The organism is Acinetobacter sp. GG2 (assembly GCF_000292385.1).
In the GTDB taxonomy this organism is placed as follows: Bacteria; Pseudomonadota; Gammaproteobacteria; order Pseudomonadales; family Moraxellaceae; genus Acinetobacter; species Acinetobacter seifertii.
Map to the genome: position 1 here is coordinate 74,275 of NZ_ALOW01000036.1, position 25,188 is coordinate 99,462.

General features: G+C 37.8%; 24 protein-coding genes and 1 pseudogene. 11 read left to right on the top strand and 14 right to left on the bottom strand.

Features of this window, described 5'->3' with window-relative positions:
• The first annotated feature begins 9 nt into the window (after window positions 1–9).
• Window positions 10–954 carry a PDR/VanB family oxidoreductase gene (locus tag B554_RS0111660; RefSeq protein WP_019458178.1) on the top strand — a complete coding sequence of 315 codons (945 nt, stop codon included), beginning with the start codon at window positions 10–12 and terminating at the stop codon, window positions 952–954.
• Between the two features lie 43 nt (window positions 955–997).
• On the opposite strand, the gene B554_RS0111665 is transcribed toward B554_RS0111660, so the two are convergent.
• From B554_RS0111665 to mhpT, 3 genes are all read right to left on the bottom strand, one after another.
• A complete protein-coding gene (locus B554_RS0111665) occupies window positions 998–1,690 on the bottom strand; it encodes a GntR family transcriptional regulator (RefSeq protein WP_005802836.1) in 693 nt (230 codons plus the stop codon).
• Window positions 1,691–1,813: 123 nt separating this feature from the next.
• The gene (locus tag B554_RS0111670) at window positions 1,814–2,269 is read right to left on the bottom strand and encodes a MarR family winged helix-turn-helix transcriptional regulator (RefSeq protein WP_019458179.1); all 456 of its coding nucleotides are present in this window, start codon (window positions 2,267–2,269) and stop codon (window positions 1,814–1,816) included.
• 70 nt (window positions 2,270–2,339) lie between these two features.
• Window positions 2,340–3,572, bottom strand: coding sequence for a 3-(3-hydroxy-phenyl)propionate transporter MhpT (gene mhpT / locus B554_RS0111675; RefSeq protein WP_013198528.1), 1,233 nt, complete (start codon window positions 3,570–3,572; stop codon window positions 2,340–2,342).
• Window positions 3,573–3,820: 248 nt separating this feature from the next.
• On the opposite strand from mhpT, the gene B554_RS0111680 reads away from it, so the two are divergent.
• From B554_RS0111680 to B554_RS0111720, 9 genes and pseudogenes are all read left to right on the top strand, one after another.
• Window positions 3,821–4,660 (top strand): p-hydroxycinnamoyl CoA hydratase/lyase, encoded by an 840-nt coding sequence (locus B554_RS0111680; RefSeq protein ID WP_171056853.1) that lies wholly within the window; start codon window positions 3,821–3,823, stop codon window positions 4,658–4,660.
• A gap of 37 nt (window positions 4,661–4,697) precedes the next feature.
• Window positions 4,698–6,149 (top strand): aldehyde dehydrogenase, encoded by a 1,452-nt coding sequence (locus B554_RS0111685; RefSeq protein ID WP_019458180.1) that lies wholly within the window; start codon window positions 4,698–4,700, stop codon window positions 6,147–6,149.
• A gap of 81 nt (window positions 6,150–6,230) precedes the next feature.
• A complete protein-coding gene (locus B554_RS0111690) occupies window positions 6,231–8,117 on the top strand; it encodes a feruloyl-CoA synthase (protein ID WP_171057796.1) in 1,887 nt (628 codons plus the stop codon).
• Window positions 8,118–8,192: 75 nt separating this feature from the next.
• Window positions 8,193–9,332 (top strand): acyl-CoA dehydrogenase family protein, encoded by a 1,140-nt coding sequence (locus tag B554_RS0111695; protein WP_019458182.1) that lies wholly within the window; start codon window positions 8,193–8,195, stop codon window positions 9,330–9,332.
• Between the two features lie 81 nt (window positions 9,333–9,413).
• Window positions 9,414–10,664, top strand: coding sequence for an OprD family porin (locus B554_RS0111700; RefSeq protein WP_025465197.1), 1,251 nt, complete (start codon window positions 9,414–9,416; stop codon window positions 10,662–10,664).
• A 58-nt stretch (window positions 10,665–10,722) separates the two neighbouring features.
• Window positions 10,723–11,259, top strand: a complete 537-nt coding sequence (locus B554_RS0111705) for a DUF3237 domain-containing protein (protein WP_025465198.1) — start codon at window positions 10,723–10,725, stop codon at window positions 11,257–11,259.
• A 39-nt stretch (window positions 11,260–11,298) separates the two neighbouring features.
• A complete protein-coding gene (locus tag B554_RS0111710) occupies window positions 11,299–11,688 on the top strand; it encodes a PaaI family thioesterase (protein WP_004702855.1) in 390 nt (129 codons plus the stop codon).
• 33 nt (window positions 11,689–11,721) lie between these two features.
• A complete protein-coding gene (locus B554_RS0111715; protein WP_019458185.1) occupies window positions 11,722–13,473 on the top strand; it encodes a tannase/feruloyl esterase family alpha/beta hydrolase in 1,752 nt (583 codons plus the stop codon).
• A gap of 143 nt (window positions 13,474–13,616) precedes the next feature.
• Window positions 13,617–14,523: pseudogene (locus B554_RS0111720) on the top strand (DMT family transporter).
• A 35-nt stretch (window positions 14,524–14,558) separates the two neighbouring features.
• Here the strand turns inward: B554_RS0111720 and B554_RS0111725 are convergent.
• Both B554_RS0111725 and B554_RS0111730 read right to left on the bottom strand, forming a co-directional pair.
• Window positions 14,559–14,999: a hypothetical protein gene (locus tag B554_RS0111725; protein ID WP_019458186.1), complete on the bottom strand. Its 441-nt coding sequence runs from the start codon at window positions 14,997–14,999 to the stop codon at window positions 14,559–14,561.
• Window positions 15,000–15,019: 20 nt separating this feature from the next.
• Window positions 15,020–16,090 carry an AraC family transcriptional regulator gene (locus B554_RS0111730; protein WP_019458187.1) on the bottom strand — a complete coding sequence of 357 codons (1,071 nt, stop codon included), beginning with the start codon at window positions 16,088–16,090 and terminating at the stop codon, window positions 15,020–15,022.
• Window positions 16,091–16,219: 129 nt separating this feature from the next.
• Here B554_RS0111730 and B554_RS0111735 point away from each other — a divergent pair, with 129 nt between their 5' ends.
• Complete coding sequence (locus B554_RS0111735) at window positions 16,220–17,680, top strand: coniferyl aldehyde dehydrogenase (protein WP_019458188.1); 1,461 nt, start codon at window positions 16,220–16,222, stop codon at window positions 17,678–17,680.
• A gap of 34 nt (window positions 17,681–17,714) precedes the next feature.
• On the opposite strand, the gene B554_RS0111740 is transcribed toward B554_RS0111735, so the two are convergent.
• The 9 genes from B554_RS0111740 to B554_RS0111780 form a co-directional block, all read right to left on the bottom strand.
• Entirely contained in the window at window positions 17,715–18,272 is a 558-nt protein-coding gene (locus B554_RS0111740) for a hypothetical protein (RefSeq protein WP_019458189.1), read from the bottom strand.
• A 342-nt stretch (window positions 18,273–18,614) separates the two neighbouring features.
• The gene (locus B554_RS0111745) at window positions 18,615–19,169 is read right to left on the bottom strand and encodes a hypothetical protein (RefSeq protein ID WP_019458190.1); all 555 of its coding nucleotides are present in this window, start codon (window positions 19,167–19,169) and stop codon (window positions 18,615–18,617) included.
• A 342-nt stretch (window positions 19,170–19,511) separates the two neighbouring features.
• Window positions 19,512–20,066: an SMI1/KNR4 family protein gene (locus B554_RS0111750; protein ID WP_019458191.1), complete on the bottom strand. Its 555-nt coding sequence runs from the start codon at window positions 20,064–20,066 to the stop codon at window positions 19,512–19,514.
• A 295-nt stretch (window positions 20,067–20,361) separates the two neighbouring features.
• Entirely contained in the window at window positions 20,362–20,919 is a 558-nt protein-coding gene (locus B554_RS0111755) for a hypothetical protein (RefSeq protein ID WP_019458192.1), read from the bottom strand.
• A 307-nt stretch (window positions 20,920–21,226) separates the two neighbouring features.
• On the bottom strand, window positions 21,227–21,781 hold the full coding sequence (locus B554_RS0111760) for a hypothetical protein (RefSeq protein WP_019458193.1): 555 nt from the start codon (window positions 21,779–21,781) through the stop codon (window positions 21,227–21,229).
• A gap of 66 nt (window positions 21,782–21,847) precedes the next feature.
• Complete coding sequence (locus B554_RS0111765) at window positions 21,848–22,186, bottom strand: hypothetical protein (protein ID WP_019458194.1); 339 nt, start codon at window positions 22,184–22,186, stop codon at window positions 21,848–21,850.
• A gap of 204 nt (window positions 22,187–22,390) precedes the next feature.
• A complete protein-coding gene (locus B554_RS0111770) occupies window positions 22,391–22,834 on the bottom strand; it encodes a DUF4265 domain-containing protein (RefSeq protein WP_019458195.1) in 444 nt (147 codons plus the stop codon).
• A gap of 72 nt (window positions 22,835–22,906) precedes the next feature.
• Window positions 22,907–23,317: a hypothetical protein gene (locus B554_RS0111775; RefSeq protein WP_019458196.1), complete on the bottom strand. Its 411-nt coding sequence runs from the start codon at window positions 23,315–23,317 to the stop codon at window positions 22,907–22,909.
• A 204-nt stretch (window positions 23,318–23,521) separates the two neighbouring features.
• Window positions 23,522–24,985 carry an amino acid permease gene (locus B554_RS0111780; RefSeq protein ID WP_019458197.1) on the bottom strand — a complete coding sequence of 488 codons (1,464 nt, stop codon included), beginning with the start codon at window positions 24,983–24,985 and terminating at the stop codon, window positions 23,522–23,524.
• Between the last annotated feature and the right edge of the window lie 203 nt (window positions 24,986–25,188).

Sequence of the window (25,188 nt, forward strand, 5' to 3'; positions counted from 1 at the left end):
AGTATGAACATGGACGTTATTATTCAAAAAATTCATCAGCTCACCCCGACCATTCGTGCTTTTGAATTGGTTGCAGCAAATGGTACAGCACTACCGAATTTTGAGGCAGGTGCACATATTGATGTGCATCTTAAAAATGGTCTCACTCGCCAATATTCACTTTCAAACTGCTGCACTGAAAAGCATCGTTATGTCATTGGTGTTTTACATGATGCCAATTCACGCGGTGGCTCACGTTGCATCCACACTGAATATCGTGAAGGCGACCATTTAAAGATTGGTGAACCACGCAATTTATTTGAAATTCACCCTCAAACAAAGCAGGCGGTTTTATTTGCGGGTGGGATTGGTATTACCCCTATTTTGTCGATGGCGTATCGGCTTAAGTCTGCCAATATACATTTCGAATTGCACTACTTTGTTCGTAGTCATGAAATGATTGCTTTCTATGGCAACTTAACCGAGCATTTTGGTGACCGAGTCCATTTTCATATTCAAGATCAGCCAGACACCGAATGTAATATGGCAGAGGTTTTGGGCCAAGCTTCCCCTGATAAACACTTATATGTGTGTGGGCCTACAGGGTTTATGCAGTTTGTCATGAGCTCAGCCGAACAAGCTAGCTGGCACAATGAACAGTTACATCAAGAGCATTTTGTCGCTCAAAAAGTAGATACATCTAACGATGAAGCTTTCACTATTGAAGTTAAAGGTACGGGCCATCGAATTGAAGTATTACCAGAGCAAACTGCTACTGAGGCATTAATTGCAAATGGTTTTGATATTCCTGTTTCATGTGAACAAGGCATTTGCGGGACCTGTATTACCCGCGTAGTAGAAGGCACACCTGATCATCGGGATCTATTTATGACCGATGAGGAACATGCTTTGAACGACCAATTTACGCCCTGCTGTTCTCGTGCAAAAACTAAAAATCTTGTGATTGAGCTTTAATTTTCAAGTTCCTTTATTCAAAAATAAAGGAACTTCTTTCACCTTAAGCGCTGAGAACATTTCTTAGTGTTTCACCCAAAATCACTACACTACTGTGTTCACGCATTAAGGTTTCAGCACGCCCTGCCTGACGATGTACCAACGCATCGAAAATCGAACAATGCTGCAAATGTGCATAGTGCAAACGGCGATATTCCGACAAAGCTTGATTCTGGTCATAGGTAATGGCTTGAGCAGAAGCCATCGGCAATTGATTATTTTTCGCTAAGGCTTGGATGAGGGCGACGTTTTGTGCACCCTCAATAATCGTGTCATGAAAAATGACATTAAAATGGTGATAACGTTCCAGTTCAGCATCGCCAAACTCGTCTGTTTCATTAAAAAGTTTTTCAGTTTCTTGAATACAATGTTGCAGCGTCTTTTTCTGCTCTTCGCTTAAGCCTTGTTCTGCCAAAGTTTTCGCAGCTAACCCTTCCAGCACACCGCGTACTTCGAGCGCATCATGAACAAGTTGTTCTGAAATTTCACGAACAGTATAACCACGAGTTGGGTTTTTAATGAGGAGGCCTTCTTGCTCGAGCAACCGAAAGGCAATACGAACAGGCTGCCTTGAAACACCAAGTAACTCGGCAGTCGGAATTTCGGCAATTCTGGCACCACCTTCAAGTTCCCCTGAAATAATCATTTTTCTTAGTTTAAGTAAAACTTGTTGTCCTGAAGACATTCGCTGCCACACATCACCAAAAACGTCTCTTCGATGCTAGCAAGTTCATTTGTAAAATGAAATAAATTTTCTGTGTGAATCAGTGCTTAAGCATGTTTACTGCGTTTAATAAATTAAATTGCAAACTACCTTTTATCAAAGGTTTTTAAGATTATTCACCATAATATCGAGATTATTACGGATTAAATAAGCTAAGTTAATATCAATGCCTTCAAGCATTTTTTCTTCGACTTTTAAAACCACTTCATTACATTTATTTAGCTTTTCAATACCGCTTTCAGTCAGGGTAATTAAAATACGGCGGCCATGTGTTGGGTCTGGTTTTTTCTCGATCCAACCATTAATCAGTAAATCTTGCAGAATTTTGTTGGCTGATTGCGGCTTTATAAAAGAGCGCTCAGCGAGCTTAGCATTGGATACATTACTTTTTGAAGCTAAAACAGAAAGCGCAGTAAATTGCGGCAAGGTTATTTCAAGCTCTTTTAAATGTTCTGTTAAATGTTTACTAATAATTCGGTCAACACGAGCAATCATGTAACTTAACTTAGGCTCATCTTCTACTTTTTTTTGAACTGAATTCGAACGTACCATAACCTTTCAATCATCATAAGAAAATCTGTAGTGAAAGTATGAGGCGCTAATCCCATACTTTCGTTAATACTTAGCGAGCACCTGAGCTTTGTACTAAATGTACAGGCTGTTTAGGTTTTTTGACAAGAAGTAATGCAGAGATCGCTGCAATTAAAATCACCGGAATGCTTGAACCAATCACAATGGTCGAGCTTTGGCCAAGCGAGAGTAAAAAACCAGCCATTAAAGGCCCTGCAAAAGAACCAATACGCCCGATCGCAACCGCTGAACCTACACCTGTTCCACGCATTTCGGTTGGATAATACATGGCAGCCAAACCGTACAACGCCGATTGTCCGCCCACAATGAATAAACCACAGCCCACTGCCGAAAGTGCAAGTAAAGCAACGGTTGGGGATATCGCTAAACAACAAAGCGAAAATAAAATGCCGAGATAAATCAGTTTAATCACAAAACTCATGCGTAACTTATCCAGCAATACACCCATCAGGATTGAACCTAAAATTCCACCCACGTTATAGCCCATCTGTACATAGTTTGCCTGAAGTTTCGATAAGCCTTGCGCGCCCATTAGCAACGGCAACCAGTTCAACAAGAAATACAGTACAACGAGCGTACAGAAAAAACTTACCCAAAGCTGAATCGTCGACATACGACGTTCTTTTGCAAATAAAACTTCCAAGAATGGCGTTGTTTTTTGCGCTTGACCTTTACGTTGCAGGTAATCATTTGACTCAGGTAAAAAGCGCATAATCAGTGGAATGAGTAAAATTGGCGCGATACCACCAATATAGAAAATATGACGCCACTCTGCGTCGCCAGCCAACGACATGGCAACTACAGAAGTAAGTAATCCACCAAAAGGAATACCGCTATACATAATACTTACCGCGGTACCTTTATATTTATCAGGTACAGCTTCAGATGCCAGTGTAATCATCATTGGAAGTGCCCCACCCATTCCTAAACCAGTACAAAAACGAATGAGTAAAAGCAAACTAAAGTTAGCAGCATAAGCCGTTAGCAAAGACATAATTCCAAAAAGTAAAATACTAAAAATCAGAATTTTCTTACGCCCTACAATATCTGCAAATCTACCACCTAATATGGCACCTGGTAGTGTTCCTAAAATTGCAGCACTAAATGCCCACGCCATCTGGCCATTGTCCAACATAAACTCAGCCCGCATTCGTGGAGCGGCTACCCCCATTGACTGAAGATCAAAACCTTCAAAAATTGCTATTGCAAAGCATAATAGCAACGTGATTTTTGCCCTTGCAGACTGTCCTAATATCTTTTCCATTGTGTTATCCCTTATTGACTAGTCGTTCCATTTAGCCCTTTGTGTATTATTGTTTAAACACACCAAAAATATCAGTTAAACTTACTAAAAAATCAACATATTTTTATGTTAAATCTTAAATAAAATTAATTAATATTTAAAATACAATTAATTATAAAATATTTATGAAATTTTATAAAAAAGACTTGAATGTAAGTTTAACTGATATTAAATTAAATCCCAGAACAGCTAAAAATCATTCAAGGAGTATGAAGATGAGTTATGAAAACCGCTGGGAAACAGTAGATGTTAAAGTTGAAGATGGAATTGCATGGGTAACACTAAACCGCCCAGAAAAGAAAAATGCCATGAGCCCGACACTCAATCGTGAAATGATTGATGTGCTTGAGGCGATAGAACTTGATCAAAATGCACGTGTGCTTGTGTTGACCGGTGCAGGTGATTCTTGGACAGCAGGCATGGACTTAAAGGAATATTTCCGTGAAGTCGATACTCAACCAGAAATTTATCAAGAACGTATTCGCCGTGACTCATGCCGTTGGCAGTGGCAACTTCTTCGCATGTATTCAAAACCAACCATTGCTATGGTCAACGGCTGGTGCTTTGGAGGCGGTTTCTCACCTTTAGTGGCTTGTGACCTCGCAATTGCAGCAGATGAAGCAACTTTCGGTTTATCTGAAATTAACTGGGGTATCCCACCGGGTAACCTTGTAAGCAAAGCAATGGCAGACACTGTTGGTCACCGTGCCTCTTTGTACTACATCATGACGGGTAAAACCTTTAGTGGTAAAGAAGCTGAAACCATGGGCCTTGTGAACAAAAGTGTACCGCTTGAACAGCTAAAAGCTGAAGTGACTGAGCTTGCAAACTGTCTACTTGAGAAAAACCCTGTGGTTCTTCGTACCGCTAAAAATGGCTTTAAGCGTTGTCGTGAACTGACTTGGGATCAAAACGAAGACTACTTATATGCCAAACTTGATCAATGTATCCACCGTGATACAGAAAATGGCCGTCAAGAAGGTTTGAAACAATTTTTAGATGAAAAATCAATTAAACCGGGTTTACAGAGCTATAAACGTACTGGTTAACTTTTGATTCTCTAATGGCAATGTAAGGACACAACCCATGCAAAATGTACAGTTACTTATTCACGGTCAATCTGTTGATGCATCAAATCAGGCAACTTTTGAGCGTATTAGCCCAATTGATGGGTCAGTAGCAACTAAAGCTGCTGCTGCAACACTGGAAGATGTTGATCGTGCAATCGATTCGGCACAACAAGCTTTTAAAGTATGGTCGAAGCTCTCACCTACTGAACGCCGTTTACGCTTATTAAAAGCAGCCGATTTAATGGACCAAAAGACCGAGCAATTCATTGAAATTGGAATGCAAGAAACAGGTTCAACTGCGACATGGTATGGGTTTAACGTTCATCTTGCTGCCAACATGTTACGTGAAGCAGCAGCAATGACCACACAAATTGACGGAAGCCTGATTCCGTCAGACGTGCCGGGTAATCTTGCAATGGGTGTGCGAGTTCCTTGTGGTGTGATTGTAGGGATTGCTCCTTGGAATGCGCCTGTCATTTTGGCAACACGTGCGCTTGCCATGCCTTTGGCTTGTGGTAACACGGTAGTGTTAAAAGCCTCAGAAGCTTGTCCAGCAACACATCGTCTCATTGGTGAAGTGTTACATGAAGCGGGGCTTGGTGAAGGTGTTGTAAATGTAATTACGCACGCTGCCGAAGATTCACCACAAATCGTGGAACGTTTAGTCTCTCATCCAGCTGTGAAGCGCATTAATTTTACGGGTTCAACCAAAGTCGGAAAAATTATTGCCGAGACTGCTGCTAAGTATTTAAAACCTGTTTTACTTGAATTGGGTGGTAAAGCCCCTGTCGTGGTTTTAAATGAAGCTGACATTAATGAAGCCGTAAATGCAGTCGCTTTTGGAGCATTCTTTAATCAGGGGCAAATTTGTATGTCGACCGAACGTGTTTTGGTTCAAGACAATATTGCTGACCAGTTTATTGAAAAACTGATTGAGAAAACCCGCTCTATTCAAGCAGGTAATCCAACTTCAAAAGACAATGTATTGGGTGTTTTGGAAAGTCGCCGTGCTGCAAACCGTATTCAGCATTTGCTGGAAGATGCTCAAAACAAAGGTGCCGATTTACCTTTAGGTATCCATATTGAAGATACCACCATGCAACCGACGCTGGTGCTCAATATTAAACCTGACATGCTGCTTTACCGCGAAGAATCATTTGGACCTGTATGCACAGTCCAACGTTTTTCAAGCATTGAAGAAGGCGTAGCACTGGCAAATGACAGCGAGTTTGGTCTGTCTTCGGCAGTGTTTAGCCAAAATATTTCGCAAGCACTGGAAGTCGCTCAACAGATTGATTCGGGTATTTGTCATATTAACGGCGCAACCGTACATGACGAAGCTCAAATGCCATTTGGCGGAACCAAATCGAGTGGTTACGGACGTTTTGGTAGTAAAGTCTCTGTTGCCGAATTTACCGAACTACGCTGGATTACCATTCAAACCCAATCACGTCATTACCCGATTTAGTCAGGGTAATGCGGAAAACAACATATTAAATAAAAATTGCATGATGCAAAAAATAAAGCGCAGTGATGCGCTTCCCATGGAGTGAAAGAAATGCAAATGAATGCCACTCAATCACAAGACCGCGAACGGTTCGTAAAATTAGGGCAACATGATATTCATTATCACCATAAAGATGACACGCTCTATATCAGCCCAAAAGAGCAATTAAAACCGTATCCACAAAAACTGACAGATCGGTTAATTCATTTTGCACAAACCAAACCCGACCATATTTTTGCAGCGAAACGCAATGCTCAAGGCGAATGGGTCAAACTGAGTTATGCAGAAGTTTTACAACGTGCATGGCACATTGCTCAGGCATTACATGACCGTAATTTAAGCCAAGAACGACCACTCGTTATTTTAAGTGGTAATGATCTCGAACATTTAACTCTGTCTATGGGTGCCATGTTGGCAGGTGTGCCTTTCTCTGCTATTTCACCCGCCTACTCTCTGATTTCCCAAGACTTTGGCAAACTCAAACATGTCTTTGAAGTACTTACCCCAGGCATGGTCTATGCCAGCGATGGGCAAGCTTTTGCCAAAGCGATTCAGGCATGTATTACGCCTGATATTGAAGTGGTGACCAATAAAGGGATTGTGGGTGATCAGATCTGCACATCATTTCAGTCGCTGTTAGATACACCAGTTTCAAATGTTCAAGAGTTTTACCAAACCCTTGATGAAAACCAAATTGCCAAATTCCTATTTACGTCAGGTTCAACCAAATTACCTAAAGCTGTACCGACCACACATTTAATGTTGTGTGTTAATCAGCAAATGCTATTGCAGACTTTCCCTGAGTTTGAAGAAACGCCGCCTGTCCTACTCGACTGGCTGTCTTGGCACCACACATTTGGCGGCAGTCACAATGTCGGCATCGCACTCTATAACGGCGGTACCATTTACATTGATGACGGCAAACCCGTTGCAGGAAAATTTGATGAAACCATTCGTAATCTGAAAGAAATTTCTCCGACAGTTTATTTAAATGTGCCAAAAGGCTGGGAAGAACTCACCGAAGCTTTAGAAAAAGATGAAGAATTAAGAGACCGCTTTTTTGCCAAAGTTAAAATTTTATTCTTTGCAGGTGCAGCGCTTTCAGAAGCGGGCTGGAACAGACTCGATAAAATTGCTCAGCAACATTGCGGAGAAAAAATCCGCATTATGAGCGGCTTGGGCATGACTGAAACTGCTCCCTCTTGTGCTTTTACAACTGGTCCACGCGTAATGGCTGGCTTTATTGGTTACCCTGCTCCGGGATGTGAAATTAAGCTAGTGCCATGTGGTGACAAACTTGAGTTTTGTGTTCGTGGCAAACATGTCATGAAAGGTTATTGGCGTTTAAAGGCAGACCAACAAAGCACTGTATTTGACGATGAAGGCTTTTTCCATACTGGCGATGCTGTTCGTTTGGTCGATATCAATGATCCGACCAAAGGCTTGATGTACGACGGACGAATTGCCGAAGACTTTAAACTCAATACGGGTACTTTTGTGAATGTGGGTACACTACGCAACAAAGTACTGATTCAAGGTAATTTACTGGTTCAAGATGTCTGCATTACAGGTTCAAACCTGAATGCGGTTGGTTTTTTGATTTTTCCAAAACTAGATGCTTGTGCTCAACAAGCTGGCCTTAAGCTGGGCGAACATTCTCCAGCAGAGATATTGCAGCACCCTAAAGTCCAGCAATGGTTCCGCCAATTTTTAACCACCTTTAATAAAGATGCGACTGGTAGCTCAAATACAGTCTCAATGCTTTATTTAATGACCGAGCCACCTCAACTCGATGCAGGTGAAGTGACCGATAAAGGCAACCTCAATCAAGGCAATATTACCAAGCGTCGTGCTGCTTTAATTGATGAACTTTATCAAAAACAGGCCGAAAACCCACTGATTATTCGGGTACCCACCTTAAAGCAATAAACAATTGAAATAAAAAAGGAAGCTCAAACTTCGGTTTGGGCCTTAGCCTCACTTTTGCCTAAAAAAAGGTTCAACATGCCACACGATACAGAATTTGAACTATTTCGGGACAGCTATCGCAGGTTCTTAAAAGAACAGGTTGCTCCGTATTATGAACAGTGGGAACACGATGGCCTGATTCCACGTGATCTATGGCTTCGTCTTGGGGAAAATGGCTTTTTGTGCGTCGATGTGCCCGAAGAATACGGTGGTTACGGCGCTCCTGTTCATTACTCCCTCATGCTGGTTCAAGAAACTGCTCAAGCTGGTTTTGCATCTTTAGCGGTTGCCATTGGCGGGCAAAATGAGTTGGTCTCTCCTTACCTGCAAAATATTGGAACTGAAGAGCAAAAACGCTATTGGTTACCGAAAATGGTGACAGGTGAAGTCGTCACTGCAATTGCCATGACCGAAGCGAATGCTGGTTCAGACTTACAGGCCATACGCACTCAAGCGATTTTAGAAAATGATCATTACCGTATTAATGGTTCAAAAACCTTTATCTCGAATGGTTTGCATGCCGATCTGATCGTTCTGGTTGCGAAAACTGATCCGCAAGCTAAAGCAAAAGGCATTTCGATTTTTCTAGTCGATGCTGCATTAGATGGCGTTAAAAAAGGCCGTTCATTACAAAAAATCGGACTGCATGCCCAAGATACAGCTGAACTGTTTTTTGATGATGTTTGTGTGCCTGCAACTCAGCGTTTGGGTGAAGAAGGACAAGGCTTTGCTTATTTAATGCAAGAGTTACCGCGTGAGCGTTTGAGCATTTCTATGATGGCTTTGGGATCAATTTTGGGGGCTATTGAAATCACCAAAGACTATGTACTGGAACGTAAAGCTTTCGGACAACCGTTAAGTCAAATGCAAAACACACGCTTTGTGCTCGCAAATGCACACATCAAAGCAAAAGCCGCTCAAGCTTTTGTAGACCAATGTGCAGCGCTGTATCAACAACACCAGTTAAGCGTCACTCAAGTTGCCGCACTGAAATGCTTTATTACCGATGTTCAATGTGAAGTGATTGATCAATTACTTCAGCTTTTTGGTGGCTACGGTTACATGCAGGAATATCCGATTTCACGCTTTTTTGTCGATGCGCGGGTACAAAAAATTTATGGGGGAACCAATGAAATTATGAAAGAAATCGTGGCCCGAGAACTGCTCGGAAAATAATTCGATTTAAAACCAAACAAGGCAGACACAACAACTATGCCTTGTTTAAAACAAAAAAATGTTATTTCAGGAAGAAATGCTATGTCGAAATTATGGATGTACTCTACCCTCATGCTCTCTGGTTCAGTGTGGGCTGGCAATTTTATTGACAACAGTTCAGTAGAACTCACCACGCGAAATTTCTATTTTGACCGCGACTATCAAGAGCAATCTGCTTACCCTGCTGCCAAGGACTGGACACAAGGTTTTATTCTTAAAGCCAATTCGGCTTATACCGAAGGGACTGTCGGTTTTGGGCTAGATGTACTGGCAACAGCAGGTTTTAAACTAGATGCAAGCGCCAAATACGCTGGTACAGGCAATTTACCTAGAGACACGCGTACCAATGAACCGGCAGACTCTTATGGAGAAATTGGCGTCACAGCAAAAGCTAAAATGAGTCAAACTGAACTACGCATTGGTACCCTAATGCCAATGAACCCTGTTTTAGTGGCTTCACCTGCTCGATTGCTTCCTCAAACCTATCGAGGAATTTCACTCACCAGTAAAGATATTAAAGACTTCGACTTACAAGCGGCCTACCTCGATAAGGTAAATCAAAGAGATTCAACCAACTATGAAAGAATTAAAATTTCTGGGGTAAATGGTCGATACAAAAGTGCTGAGACGAGCGGCCTTTATTATTTAGGTGGAAACTATCAGTTTGATCCTACACTCAAGCTTACCGCTTTTTATATGGATGTTGATGATCTTTATAACCAAACCATGGTGGGTGCATTACACCAATACAAAATTAATGACACCACCAACCTGAGTTCACAATTACGCTACTATCGCAGTCGAGACGACGGACAAGCAAAAGCTGGCTTAGTCGATAATGACCTTTATCATGCACATTTCGAACTCAAACATCAAAACCATAAATTTATTTTTGGAACCTTCCAACATTACGGCGATACGGCTTTTCCATATTTGACTGGAGGTGAAACTGGTCTCCTTATTGATACATGGCCGGGTGAGTTTTTAAACGCAAAAGAAAAAGCCTATAGTTTCCGTTATGAATATGACTTTAAAGATTATGTACCGGGTTTACGTTTTATGACCCGTTACACCACAGGTCACAATATTTATGCACCTAACTTAGGTGGAACCAATTTGAAAGAGCGAGAAACAGACTTCGATTTAGGCTACACCGTTCAAAGTGGCTGGTTAAAAAATCTAGGGTTACGCGCACGATATGCCATTTATGACAATAACATGCTCTCTACAGCCAATATCAAACCTGTAAATGAAACCCGTATCAACATCGACTACACATGGAAATTTAAATAATTCAAAACAAGAGGTTCTGTCACATATAGAACCTCTTTTTAATTTCGAGAAATTCATCATGAAGAAAGTTGTAACGCTACTCTGCACAATGAGTCTGATTGCCCTGACTCACGCTGAAACTCAATATAGCCCTCCACCTATTCAGCTTGAGCCTTTAGCAAAATTTAGTGTTGATTTAAATGCCCCTGTTTGGGAGTTGGGCACAACCAGTGATGCTGGTAAACGCCGAATTATTCCTATTACAGGTGGGACATTCGAAGGCAAAACACTTAAAGGCCGTATTTTAAATAATGGCGCAGATTGGCAAATCGTTGACAGTAAAGGACTAGCGATTATTGATACGCGATACTTGTTAGAAACCGATGACGGTGCACTTATTTATCTTCAAACCAAAGGTTACCGACATGGCTCAGCGGAAACGCTAAAACAGCTTGCCCAAGGCAAAGATGTTGACCCGAAAAATTACTATTTCAAAATTACCATGCAGTTTGAAACCAGCTCACCTAAATATGCATGGCTTAACCAGACCGTTGCAGTAGGTAGTGCAATGCGCTTGGGCAAAGCGGTTATTTATGATGCCTACACGGTGAAATAATAATTTTTATAACACTTACAAAAGGATGGACACTTCATTATGGATCAAAAAACTTTAGAACACTTACCGCCCATCCATCACCATTTGGGTGGACACAATATCCATTGGAATGACAAAAACACTGAACTCACCATCCACTACACAGCACTAGAAAGCTTTACCAATCCACGCGGCACAGTTGAAGGTGGCATGATCTGCGCCATGCTTGACGACGTGATGGGACTTTTTGCATATCTCGCCAATGACCATAAACCCGCTACCACCATTAACTTAACGATGGATTTTTTAAGGCCCTGTGCTGTAGGCGAAGTCATTACAAAATGCCGATTCATTAAACAAGGCAAAACTGTACTGAATCTCGAAAGTGAAGCTTGGCAAAACAACAAAATGATCGCACGAAGCACAGCTAATTTTTTGGTTTTAGATTAATTACAAACATTCATTCAATAAGGATATGAATAAATGAATTACACCAACAATAAACGAATTTTGACCCGCTCCGCTTTAGTGCTTGCCATGCTTGGTGCTTTGGCAGGCTGTGGAAGTGATAATGATGACACAACGGTTTCCTCAACAACCAAACCACCACAGTTGTCTCCTGCTGTGGGCGTAAAAATGACAGGAAGCTGTACGGACTTAGTCGGATTTCAATACAACAATACGGTCATTAGCTCCTCCACTCTTCAAGAGGCAGGCACATTGACTGTCGCCAATAAACCGATTGGCGCTCATTGTTTGGTTAAAGGTTATATGGATCAACGTATAAGCCCTGTCGATGGACAAACCTATCAAATTGGTTTTGAAATGCGCTTACCTGTTGACTGGAATGGTCGTTTTCTCTATCAAGGTAATGGCGGAACCGATGGTAATTTAGTCCCTGCAACAGGTCAGGTCGGCAGTGGTGGCCAACTGACCAATGCCCTGCATGATGGTTTTGCTGTTATTTCCTCCGACGCTGGACATAACGCTTCACAAAATCCAATGTTTGGTTTAGACCCTCAAGCCAGAATTAACTACGGCTACGGTGCAATTACCAAACTCACGCCTATGGCAAAAAACCTAATTAAAGCCGCCTATGGTAAATTGCCAGATCGCTCCTATGCAGGGGGTACATCTAATGGTGGGCGTCATGCCATGATTGCCGCAACCCGTTTGGGTGACCAATATGATGGAATTTTAGCAAGTACACCGGGCTTTCATTTACCTCGTGCGGCCGCAGCTCAACTCTACACAGCACAGCAGCTTCGTCGTGTCGCAACAGATGAAAATGACCTAAGTACGGCTCTTACCCTTTCAGAGCGCAAAGTATTAGCAAAAGCAATTTTAGATCGATGCGATGCTTTAGACGGTGTTGCAGATGGCTTGGTGCAAGATGTCGAGGCTTGCCGTACGGCTTTTGATATTCATAAGCATGTACCCGTTTGCTCAAGCACACGAGATGGTACTTGTTTAAGCACCGAACAAATTGATGTTTTAGCCAACATTTACCGCGGCCCTGTAAACTCTGCTGGACAAGCGCTCTATGCAACCCAGCCTTTCGACCCCGGTTTAGTCGGCATTAACTGGGCAAGCTGGAAATTTGAATCTTCGGTGGGAACAGCGCGTGACCCCGTTGCAGTCGGCATTCTTTTTCAAGTTCCACCAGACCCAACCGTGACTCAAAACTCTAGACAATTTGCCTTTAATTTTAACTTCGATACCGACTATCCAAAACTCTCGGCAACCAATGATGTGTACACCGAAAGTTCGATGTCATTCATGATGCCACCTGATGAATTGAATCTGGATAAACTCCGCAATCACGGTGGAAAAATGATTGTGGTACAAGGCACAGCAGACGGCGTTTTCTCTGTAGATGACACCCAAAATTGGTACGATCAACTGCTACAACACTATAAAAATGATGCGAAAGGTACAGCGCCTGAATTTGCGCGTTTCTTTAGAGTTCCGGGTATGAACCATACCCGTGATGGCATTGCGACCGACCAATTTGACGCATTGACTGCTTTAGTTAATTGGGTGGAATATGGGCAAGCACCTGATAAAATCATTGCAACTGCACGCGGTGCAGGTAACCCGAGTGGTCAAGTGAATACTGAACTTCCTCAAGACTGGGCGCCTGACCGCACCCGCCCACTTTGCCCTTACCCGCTGATTGCTCGTTACAATGGTCAAGGCGATAGCGAAAAAGCCGAAAACTTTAGCTGTAAATAGCACCCTAAAATTAAAAGAGAGCTGACCTAGGCTCTCTTTTTTTATTTTAATAAATATCACTATTAAATCATTATCAAATGATATTTCATCCAATGTCTGCATCGCTGCTAAGATAACACCGAAAGCCAAAAACTCATTTCGATATGCAAAATCAGACTGCTCCAAATCTCCCCTCGACTCAACTTGGAAAAGCACTGCTTTGTCTTATGATGTCGGCATTATTATTTTCCATTATGGGAGTGTGCATTCGTTTTGCTTCAGAAACAGTGGACAATGCGACCGTCGTATTTTTTAGAAATGCAGTGGGTTTATTTATTTTTATTCCCATGCTTTTAAAGCAAGGCTTAGACTTCGTTAAAACCGATAAACTCTGGATGCATACGTGGAGGAGTCTAGTTGGACTTGCTGCCATGTATGGTTTTTTCTATGCCATTGCAAACTTAAAACTCTCAAATGCTATGGTTTTTAGCTATTCATCTCCTATCTTTATTCCACTGATTGCATGGCTTTTCTTAAAAGAAAAAATTACCAAATCGATGATTTTTTGCCGCTGTGATTGGCCTCGTTGGGGTTTTATTTGTTGCTAAACCCGACCAAGGTTTATTTAACGCATTATCTTTTATTGGTTTGGGTGCATGCTTTTTATCAGCAATGGCTTTTGTGACTGTAAGAGCTTTAACCAGTACAGAGCCGCCTGAGCGTATCGTTTTTTATTTCTGTGTTTTTGGTAGTTTAATTTCCTCTATTCCGATGTTCTGGCATTGGCGTATTTTCACTTGGCACGAATTAAGCCTACTGATTGCCGTAGGACTTTTAGCAAACATTAGTCAACTATTTATGTCTTATGCTTATAGCTTAGCGCCAGCAGGACAAATTGGCCCCATGAATTACATTGCCATTATTTTTGCAGGAATTTGGGGATTTGTTTTTTGGCATGAATTACCTGATCTGTTTAGCATTATCGGCATATTTATTATTTTATTTGCGATTTTGCTCTGTAATCCATTTTTGCAGAAAAAGTTACTTTCTCGATTTAAGGTCCAGATATAACTCATTCTAATATTAGTTTTTATAACAATTGAAAGCTAATCAATTGTTATAAAAATCTCACTATATTCAATTTCTTCAAAAACTCTAACTCTGCCATGTGCATTTAACCCCTCATATTTAATTTTTGCATTCCAAGAATCAACGATTTTTTGCGCGATTAATAAAGCCTGCTCCGCTGTCATCTCGTCATGTAGGCTCGTCAATTCTATGAGATTCATCCAAAACTGAGCTTTGTTTGTCTCTTCTACCTTTTGCAAATTATCAAATTTGTCTTGATCAAACCCACTCTCTAAAAAAATATGATTTTCAATTATAAGGAAATCAGGAAAAATCAAGTTTAGAATCTTAAAAAGTAAATCTACGGGTAGTTCTTTAATTTTAAAAATTGGGTAAATATATTCAGTATCACCAAAGAAGTTTGGCTTATTTATATTTTTAAAACTTTCAAAACTTAAATCACCATCTTTTTCATCCATACAATTCAACCCATCACTATTTATAAAACTAATTTCTCACGATACTCATTTGGTGAAATGCCTGTCCAATGACGATAAGCTTTTCTAAAATTAGAGGTATCTGAAAAGCCGATTCTCTCGGCAATTTCATCTACGGTTAAAGTGGTTTCTCGCAAATATTCATCCGCAAGACGGCGTCGAGTTTCATCTAATAAGTCTTGATAGGTTAAATCAAAACCTGCCAAGCGCCGATGTAAGGTACGCTTTGACATATGGAGCCGTTCAGCCATTTCTTGAGCCGACGGAAAAATCCCCGTTCCATCCAATAATATTAAACGGATCGTTTTCACTAACTCAGGCTCTTCAAGTTCAGCAGCGCCTAGCATTCGCTCACAAAACGACTTACACATGTCCGCAGTAATCGGGTTGGCATTTGGGCAAGGTACATCGAGCCACTTTAAATCAAAGTGCCATTGCATTACCCCAGCATTAAACTGAACGGGACAATGAAAAACTTTTTCATATTCTTCTGCATAGTCAGGCGCTGGATAGGGTAACAAAAGCTTCTTCGCTTGAAATGGTCTTTCAAGCACCCGTTCAATTAAGGTTTGCATGGAGCTAAACCAAAACTCGCACACCAAAGGCAGAAGCTTACCCAGTGCAATAATGTCCTGCCCTTCAAAAACGGCAGCGTCATCTCGAATATAAAAAGATTTCTTTAAAATAGGACCAGCAAGCTTAATGTGTCGAATACCAAGCTCTACCGCTTGTCTAAAATTGCGCGAAGAATATATCGCGTAACCATACACCCCAAAATCTGACAGCCGCTGCTTTTGTCCTGCACGTAGTCCAATTAAGGGATCATGAGATAGTTTTTGAATATTTTGAAATAACTGAATTTTTTGGACTTGAGAAATATATAAAGAAGGCTGACTTATAGCCTCTGGCGAAATATCTGTACCAGATAGGACATCTAATATTGAATGGCCCTGCGAACCCATTTCATCAAATAAACTGGTCAAACCTAGCAAATATGTATTAGCACCTAAGGATGTATTATCATAATTTCCTTCAATAACACTATTTGCATTTTTATAAGTATTTTTAGGCATTTAATTCACACCATCCCTAGAGTGACGTGCATAATGGCACTAAACTACCTCTTGTTGTCTCAATTTAACATCGACCATACAACGCTTCAAGCATAAAGTATGATAAGCAAAAGTATGGAAGGAACAATAATGGAAAGCTCCACTTTAAAAGAATATAGCGGCTCTGCCACTGAACATATGGAACTTATTTTTTCCAAACAACGTGCCAATTTTGAGGCAGATCCCTACCCAAGTCTTGAAGCACGCCGCACAAAACTGCATCAACTCAAAAAACAAATTATTCGCTATCAAGATGCTTTAGCTACCGCGATTAATGCTGACTTTAGTTCAAGATCACTCGATGAATCCAAATTACTCGATTTGCTTGGCTCTGTGTTGGAAGCTGATCATGCGATTCATCATTTACGTCGCTGGATGCGTCCAAGTAAACGCCGTACCGAGCTTTTATTTTTATCAAATCGTTTAAGTGTGCAATACCAACCTAAAGGTGTGGTGGGTGTCATTGTTCCTTGGAACTTCCCCGTTTATTTAGCACTTGGCCCACTCATTGCCGCGTTAGCTGCGGGCAACCGAGTCATGATTAAGCTGCCTGAAATTACCCCCAATACCAACGCAATGCTTCGACGTATGCTGGCAGAAGTCTTTAATGAAGATGAAGTAGCAGTTTTTGGTGAAGAAATTACAGACCCAGCAAGATTTACCTCTTTACCTTTTAACCATATTGTCTTTACTGGCTCTCCTGCCATTGGCAAAGTCGTCATGCGAGCTGCTGCTAAAAATCTAACACCTGTGACACTTGAGTTAGGTGGTAAATCACCTGCAATTGTAAGCCGCAACTACCCGCTTGCCGATGCTGCAAAACGTATTACGCATGGTAAAGCAACCAATAGTGGTCAAATCTGTGTAGCACCTGACTATGCATTGGTTCCTAAAGAAAGTATTGATGAATTTGTGGATGCTGCAAAATCAAGCTTTATAAAAATGTTTGGTCAAAACATCACAAATAATGAAAATTACACATCAATTGTAAATGACCGCCATTTAAAACGTATTCAAGATATTTTGACCGATGCACAAGCAAAAGGTGCCCGCGTTATTCCTTGCGACACTTACAGCTTTGACCAACAAGGTCGCAGAATGCCTGTACAGATTGTGCTAAATTGCACACCAGACATGCGCATCATGAAAGAAGAACTCTTTGGCCCTATTTTACCTGTGGTGGCTTATGATTCTTTAGATGATGCAATTACCTATGTGAAATCAGACGAACGACCTTTAGCACTTTATTTCTTTACACATAGTTCAGTAGAACGTGATCGTATTTTACGTGAAACTCATTCGGGTGGCGTGACCATTAATGACTGGGGCTGGCATGTAGTCAACCATGATGCTCCTTTCGGTGGTATCGGCAACTCAGGCATGGGGTCATATCATGGTGAAGAAGGTTTCCGTGAACTTTCACATGCAAAAACTGTATTTATTCGCCATCGGTTCTTCCCGACGCAGCTTTTCCACCCACCTTATGGAACATTCCTACAAAAGTTAGCAATTCGCTTTTTCTTAAAGAAAGGCGATCCAAATATTAAATAAAGATTATAAAAAAAGCCTCGTAATGAGGCTTTTTCTATAACAAACGACCTGTAATACATCTATTAATTTGTTCTTCTGTTAAATCAAAATCAATAAATCTTGTATCCTTGGTTTTTTGAAAAACATAATCTTTTAAATACTCTAGTAAAGTTATATTTGTTTTTTCTAATACACAGTCATCGGCATCATGTAATGACCAAATAAAATCATCATTTTCAGCAGTGAATAGATAGTAAAAATATGTCTCATACTCTCTTGATAAGTAAAACATTTTCATATCAACAGGATCTAGTTTACCTTTACTTGTTAATATGTAACCCAAATCTTCTTTTTCAGATTGTTGAGCATGTCTAAACTTGTTTGGGTTCCATAAATTTTTATACATATAGAACTCATCACTCCATATTAATCCCCCAGAGTACCTCCCCATTTGAAGAAGAAATTCTCTAAATTGTCCATGAATACTTAAGTTACAATGTTCAGCAATCAACTCAACCTCTTGCTCTGTATAACCTTGTACCTTTTCAGGATAAAAAGGAAGTTGTGTTCCCTCAACACGACAAGCAGCTAATTCTTTAACAAAATCGATCACTACATTCTCCATACATTAGTTTTTACCTGTAGTGCCATGAAATATTGATAACCTCATAAAAGGAACTTCATTAGTGAAATATTTTCCACTGCTAAATAAACATCCATTACACATTCTAGCAGACTCACTTATTATCACTTTTGATGAAGTAGAGTTAGGCGAACAAATCCAATTAGTTATAGACCAATTGAGATTTTTTTAGAACTAAGATCTACTATAAGTAATAGCTATACTGTACCTATTACAGTAGTAAATAAAATGGGGCATAATTAAAAACAGCAGTCACTATTACAAAATAGTGACTGCTACTAACCGTTAAATTTTATTTATACTTAAAACTATCTAAAGTAATTGACCTGTAATACATCTATTAATTTGTTCTTCTGTTAAATCAAAATCAATAAATCTTGTATCTTTGGTTTTTTGAAAAACATAATCTTTTAAATACTCTAATAAAGTTATATTTGTTTTTTCTAATACACAGTCGTCAGCATCATGTAATGACCATATAAAATCATCATTTTCAGCAGTTAATAGAAAATTATAATATGTTTCATACTCTCTTGATAAATAGAATATTTTCATTTTAACTGGATCTAATTTACCCTGATTATCAAATAGATAATCATCTTTTTTAACATTTATTTGATAGTTGATAAAAAAATCATTTTTAGCTCTATAATTATACATATAGAACTCATCACTCCACAGCAACCCACCTGAACATTTGCCCATTTGAAGTAAAAATTTTCTAAATTGTCCATGTATATCAAGATTAAGATTTTTAGCAATTAGTTCTACTTCTTGCTCTGTGTAACCTTGTACCTTTTCAGGATAAAAAGGAAGCTGCGTTCCTTCAACACGGCAAGCAGATAATTCTTTAACAAAATCGATCATCATATTCTCCATAAATTAGTTTTTACCTGTAGTGCCATGAAATATTGATAACCTCATAAAAGGAACTTCATTAGTAAAATATTTTCCACTACTAAATAAACATCCATTACACATTCCAGCAGGATCACTCATTGTCACTTTTGATGGAGTAGAGTTATGGCAAACAAATACAATTAGTTATAGACCAATTGAGAATTTTTTAGCACCAAAATCTAGTATGAGTAATAGCTATATTTTTCCTATTACAGTAATCAATAAAATGAGACATAATTAAAGTAGCAGTCACTATTTAAAAATAGTGACTGCTACTAATCATTAAATTTTATTCATACTTAAAACCATCTAAAGTAAACGACCTGTAATAGACCTATCAATTTGTTCTTCTGCTAAATCAAAATCTATAAATCGATTTCTTTTAGTTTTTTCAAAAACATAATTTTTTAGATAATCTAATAAGGTCATATTAGTTTTTTCCCAAATTGCAGATTCAGCACTATCAAGGAACCATACATAATTATCCTGCTCAGAAGTAAATAAATAATACAAATAGGTTTCATATTCACAGGATAGAAAAAATATTTTTTTTCCTACAGGATCTAATTTACCCTGATTATCAAACATATAATCATCTTCTTGAATATTTTTTTGATAGTTAATAAAAAAATCTTTTTCACATCTATAATCATACATGTAGAACTCATCACTCAATAATAAGCCCCCTGAACATCTCCCCATTTGAAGTAAAAATTCTCTGAATTGCCCATGTATATCAAGATTAAGATTTTTAGCAATTAGCTCTACTTCTTGCTCTGTATAACCTTGTACCTTTTCAGGATAAAAAGGAAGCTGCGTTCCCTCAACACGACAAGCAGATAATTCTTTAACAAAATCGATCATCATATTCTCCATAAATTAGTTTTTACCTATAGTGCCATGAAATATTCATAACCTCATAAAAGGAACTTCATTAGTAAAATATTTTCCACTACTAAATAAACACCCATTACACATTCCAGCAGACTCACTAATTGTTACTTTTAATGGAGTAAGGTTATGGCGAATAAACCTAATTACTTATAGACCAATTCAGAATTTTTTAGAACCAAGACCTAGCATGAGTAATAGCTATACTGTTCCTATTAAAGTAATCAATAAGATTGAATATAATTAAAAAAAATATTCACTATTTTTTTTACAACAAACGCCCTATTATATATTTTTCAATTTCATTTTCATCCATATTAAAATCAATATATTTTCCAATTTCTGTAGTCATCGAAACATAGTATTTTAATTGATCTAACAAAGTACTCTTTGTTTTTTCAACCTTTCTATCTTCATCCTCATAATATCCCCAAATATAATCATCTTTCTGATTAGTAAATAAATAATAAAATAAAGTTAAATCATTCTCAGAGTGCAAATAAAATATTTTTTCTTCAATAGGATCTTTTGCCCCAGGACAAGACATATAATCTTCATCAGCTTTTTCATTAATTTGGAATAATTCAAAATCTTTAATAGACCAAGATGAACTATACATAGGGAAATTACTTCCCCAGAGCAACCCCCCAGAACATCTCCCCATTTGAAATAAAAATTCTCTAAATTGCCCATGTATATCAAGATTAAGATTTTTAGCAATTAGTTCTACTTCTTGTTCTGTATAACCTTGTACCTTTTCAGGATAAAAAGGAAGCTGTGTTCCCTCAACACGACAGGCAGATAATTCTTTAACAAAATCGATCATCACATTCTCCCTATATTAATTTTTACCTGTAGTGCCATGAAATATTGATAACCTCATAAAAGGAACTTCATTAGTAAAATATTTTCCACTACTAAATAAACATCCATTACACATTCCAGCAGGATCACTCATTGTTACTTTTAATGGATTAAGGTTATGGAGAACAAACCTAATTACTTATAGACCAATTCAGAATTTTTTAGAACCAAAACCTAGTATGAGTAATAGCTATACTATTCCTATTACAGTAGTCAATAAAATGGGACATAATTAAAGTTGCTTAAATTTTATTCACACTTAAAACTATCTAAAGTAAACGACCTGTAATAGATCTATCAATATGTTCTTCTGTTAAATCAAAATCAATAAATCTTGTATCTTTGGTTTTTTGAAAAACATAATCTTTTAAATACTCTAGTAAAGTTATATTTGTTTTTTCTAATACACAGTAGTCAGTATCATGTAATGACCATATAAAATCATCATTTTCAGCTGTTAGTAAAAAATAAAAATATGTTTCATATTCTCTACTTAGACCAAATATTTTTTTCTCAAAAGGGTCTATTTTTCCCTCACTATCACACATTTCGTCATCTTCTTTCATACATTTTTGATAATCTTGAAAATCATCTAAGTTCCATTGACTATTGTACATTTTAAATTCATCACCCCACAACAACCCTCCTGAACATCTCCCCATTTGAAATAAAAATTCTCTGAATTGCCCATGTATATCAAGATTAAGATTTTTAGCAATTAGTTCTACTTCTTGCTCTGTATAACCTTGTACTTTTTCAAGATAAAAAGGAAGTTGTGTTCCCTCAACACGGCAGGCAGATAATTCTTTAACAAAATCGATCATTTTCTTCTCAAGAAATTAATTATTTAAATACATATTAAATAGTACTAAGAGTAACAAATTTAAAATTTATTTAATAAATTCTATTGTATACGCATCAATCTTTTTTTGGTCATTTTCAAATAGTTTCAATTTAATCAATCCACTAGTAATATTTCCTTTAACAGAATACGTATAGTAATAGTAGCTTTGCTCATCACCAACGCCTGAAAAAGATTTCCCAGCATTACGTAAATTATATTCTATTATATCACCATATTTATTATGTAGTTCCACATCTTGCTTAAAAACTTGATCAATATAGATTTCATTATTTTTAGAAAGCCTATTTGCTATATAGTTTGTTATCAACATAAGTGGTGCTAATAAAGCTATAATTATCAGTGTTTTTTTCATATTAAATTTCATTATTGCGCACCATAAAAATTAAAAAGCCAACTCTCACAAATGATATTCCAAAACTCTTCATTATCACTATATTTTTTCAAAATATTCAACCAAAAATTACTACACTCAAGATTAAATAAAAATTATTTATTTAACTTATTAATATTTTCTATGATTATTTCCCCCTTCCTTTAATTTACTATTTTTTTAAAATAGATATAAAAACTAAAATAAATCTCCCAAATGCTTATCCGACAAGCATGATTCCTCATAATCAAGAAAACCCTTCCTATCATCTAAATATTTTTTAATTAGAGCATAATCAACCTTTTTAGGTATATTAATTGCATAATAGTGTCTACTTTCAAAGCCTTCCCAACCACACAAATAAGATTCTAAAGTAGTTAATATTTTTTCAATACATTTAATATCATTATTAAAAAATACAATTCTTAATGTTGAATTATTAGATGGTTTTATTAAATCATCAAAATAGAGCTTTTCATTTTCTATTTCAACCTGAATAAGATCATCAAATGCAAGATTAGGTGCAAAGAAAGGAATACTTCTAACAAAGTACTGATCAGTCTTGTACACCACCCATATTAACTCTTTTGATAGTTCATTATTTTTATCTAAGTAGTCTATTACAATTTTTTGATTATTCACGATATAACCTTTTATTTAGATTTTTGTTTTCTAAATGATATATATTTTAAATACTATTTCTTCCTTATAGATTTAATCATAATATCCCTCTATGAATATTATAATTGCTTCAACTGGTAAAAATGGTTCTTCTTCATAATTCGGCTCATAAAAGCCTATCCCAAATTTAAAGGAAGTTAGACCATCCCCATCAATAGCAATATCTTTATCTAATGAAGCCATTAGTTTATAAGCTTCTGATGCAGAAAGCTTAAATAGGTCTATTTCTTTAAAAACAACTTGTGCAGGTTCATAAAAGACTAATGCTATAACTTCATCCTTACTATCATAATCTAAACTAATCCCAAGTTCATCATAACCATCAGTAGACGAATTTTCCCCAAACACTCTAGGTTCATACTCAGAAAAAATCTTTCTTATTTCTTCTCTTTTCATACCAAACTTAATTAAACCAGCTCCAATGTGTGGAGTTATCTCAAACATTATTCTTTCTCAACTATTTTTTAAGTGATCAGTAATTCTACAAGTGGCCTATATATAACCATATTTATAATTTTTATCATATCTCTTCTCGAATTTCATTTGGATATCACCTATCTCATTAAGTTTTATATTTCAGTCATTTTCTAATTTTAAAAACAAAAAGCTAGACTCACGCCTAGCTTTAAAAATTTTTCATCTTCTAGCTTAAATATAATCAACTTTTTGAGCTTTTAAGATATCAAGCTGCAACATCTTTTTCTTTTTATATTTATAGGCAATAAATAAGCCAACAAACCATACTGGTGAAAACTCTAAAGCAATCAGTGTGTCATGATCTAAAGCTAAAATGACGATCGTAAAAACTAAAAATAGCATCGTCAGCCATGCCATAAATAAACCACCCGGCATTTTATATTTTGATTGAATATGTAATTCAGGACTTTTCTTACGATAATAAATATATGACATCACAATCAGCATAAATGTAAAAATACATAAAATTGAAGTGAGTGCTGAAATAATCGTAAAGGCAGTCATAACATTTGGAACAATAAATAAAATAGAAGTTCCAAGCGTTACGCAAGCCATTGAAAAGACGAGTCCTCGAATTGGAACTTTTCTTTTAGACAGCTTACTAAAGCTTTTAGGCGCATCGTTGTCTAACGCTAAACCATATAGCATACGGCTGGTTGCAAAAATTCCACTATTTGCCGAAGAAAGAGCTGAGGTTGCCACAACGAAGTTAATTAAACCTGCCGCAATTGGTAAGCCAACTAACGTAAACATTTCCACAAATGGGCTTTTTTCTGGTGAAATTTTTGCCCAAGAGGTAACTGCAATAATACAAACCAATGCGCCTACGTAGAACAATAAAATACGTAAAGGAATAGAATTAATGGCTTTAGGAAGTGAGGTATGCGGGTCTTTGGTTTCAGCAGCAGTTGTACCCACCAGTTCGATACCCACAAATGCAAATATGGCAATTTGGAAGCCCGCTAAGAAACCTGTTACACCATAAGGAAACATAGATTGTGTTTCAAACAAATGGCTCATCGAAGCTTTGACGCCATTTGGAGAAGTAAAGCCCGTACTAATTAAATAAATACCAGCCAGAATAAACAGGATAATTGCAGTAATTTTGATGAGTGAGAACCAAAACTCAAGCTCGCCAAACAGCCGAACTGCCACAAAATTGAGTATGGTTAAGACTGCCAATGAAGTAAATGCCGGAATCCAAACAGGTAAATCTGGATACCAAAACTGCATGTACCCTCCAATCACAATCACATCGGCAATCGCTGTAATAATCCAGTTACACCAATACGACCAACCCAGAAAAAAACCTGCCCATGGACCTAAATAAGCGGTTGCGAAATCGGCAAATGTTTTAAAGTTCGTGTTGGCAAGCAATAACTCACCCATTGCTCTCATCACGAAGAAAAAGAAAAAGCCAATAATTAAATAGGTTAAAATAATTGAAGTCCCGGAAACACTTAATGTTTTTCCAGAACCCATAAATAATCCGGTACCAATTGCACCGCCAATCGCAATCATTTGAATATGACGATTGGTCAATGAGCGTTGCAACTTTTCCTCCTCTTGCTCAGTCATATGCTGACTGCCTAGGAGGTCTCCTTCCAGGAACTGCTTTCCTTTATTATTACTCATGTAATATTAGCTCCAATTTATAGCAACCGTTATAAAGGTTTTAATAATATGAGTGATATGAGCTTCGATTAAGCCGAATAAATCATCTTACCAATATTATTAAAACCACTTATAATTTAGTAAATTCCATTTTTAAATCTTAAAATAGTTATTTAAAACAATAAAATATAAACCATAGAATTATCCCGTTATACCTCATCATC

Excerpts from the sequence above, each read along its gene's own strand:
- B554_RS0111660 (WP_019458178.1), top strand. The coding sequence starts at position 10 with ATGGACGTTATTATTCAAAAAATTCATCAGCTCACCCCGACCATTCGT.
- B554_RS0111670 (WP_019458179.1), bottom strand. The coding sequence starts at position 2,269 with ATGGTACGTTCGAATTCAGTTCAAAAAAAAGTAGAAGATGAGCCTAAG.
- mhpT (WP_013198528.1), bottom strand. The coding sequence starts at position 3,572 with ATGGAAAAGATATTAGGACAGTCTGCAAGGGCAAAAATCACGTTGCTA.
- B554_RS0111680 (WP_171056853.1), top strand. The coding sequence starts at position 3,821 with ATGAAGATGAGTTATGAAAACCGCTGGGAAACAGTAGATGTTAAAGTT.
- B554_RS0111685 (WP_019458180.1), top strand. The coding sequence starts at position 4,698 with ATGCAAAATGTACAGTTACTTATTCACGGTCAATCTGTTGATGCATCA.
- B554_RS0111695 (WP_019458182.1), top strand. The coding sequence starts at position 8,193 with ATGCCACACGATACAGAATTTGAACTATTTCGGGACAGCTATCGCAGG.
- B554_RS0111700 (WP_025465197.1), top strand. The coding sequence starts at position 9,414 with ATGTCGAAATTATGGATGTACTCTACCCTCATGCTCTCTGGTTCAGTG.
- B554_RS0111705 (WP_025465198.1), top strand. The coding sequence starts at position 10,723 with ATGAAGAAAGTTGTAACGCTACTCTGCACAATGAGTCTGATTGCCCTG.
- B554_RS0111710 (WP_004702855.1), top strand. The coding sequence starts at position 11,299 with ATGGATCAAAAAACTTTAGAACACTTACCGCCCATCCATCACCATTTG.
- B554_RS0111715 (WP_019458185.1), top strand. The coding sequence starts at position 11,722 with ATGAATTACACCAACAATAAACGAATTTTGACCCGCTCCGCTTTAGTG.
- B554_RS0111725 (WP_019458186.1), bottom strand. The coding sequence starts at position 14,999 with ATGGATGAAAAAGATGGTGATTTAAGTTTTGAAAGTTTTAAAAATATA.
- B554_RS0111730 (WP_019458187.1), bottom strand. The coding sequence starts at position 16,090 with ATGCCTAAAAATACTTATAAAAATGCAAATAGTGTTATTGAAGGAAAT.
- B554_RS0111735 (WP_019458188.1), top strand. The coding sequence starts at position 16,220 with ATGGAAAGCTCCACTTTAAAAGAATATAGCGGCTCTGCCACTGAACAT.
- B554_RS0111745 (WP_019458190.1), bottom strand. The coding sequence starts at position 19,169 with ATGATCGATTTTGTTAAAGAATTATCTGCTTGCCGTGTTGAAGGAACG.
- B554_RS0111750 (WP_019458191.1), bottom strand. The coding sequence starts at position 20,066 with ATGATCGATTTTGTTAAAGAATTATCTGCTTGTCGTGTTGAGGGAACG.
- B554_RS0111755 (WP_019458192.1), bottom strand. The coding sequence starts at position 20,919 with ATGATCGATTTTGTTAAAGAATTATCTGCCTGTCGTGTTGAGGGAACA.
- B554_RS0111760 (WP_019458193.1), bottom strand. The coding sequence starts at position 21,781 with ATGATCGATTTTGTTAAAGAATTATCTGCCTGCCGTGTTGAGGGAACA.
- B554_RS0111765 (WP_019458194.1), bottom strand. The coding sequence starts at position 22,186 with ATGAAATTTAATATGAAAAAAACACTGATAATTATAGCTTTATTAGCA.
- B554_RS0111775 (WP_019458196.1), bottom strand. The coding sequence starts at position 23,317 with ATGTTTGAGATAACTCCACACATTGGAGCTGGTTTAATTAAGTTTGGT.
- B554_RS0111780 (WP_019458197.1), bottom strand. The coding sequence starts at position 24,985 with ATGAGTAATAATAAAGGAAAGCAGTTCCTGGAAGGAGACCTCCTAGGC.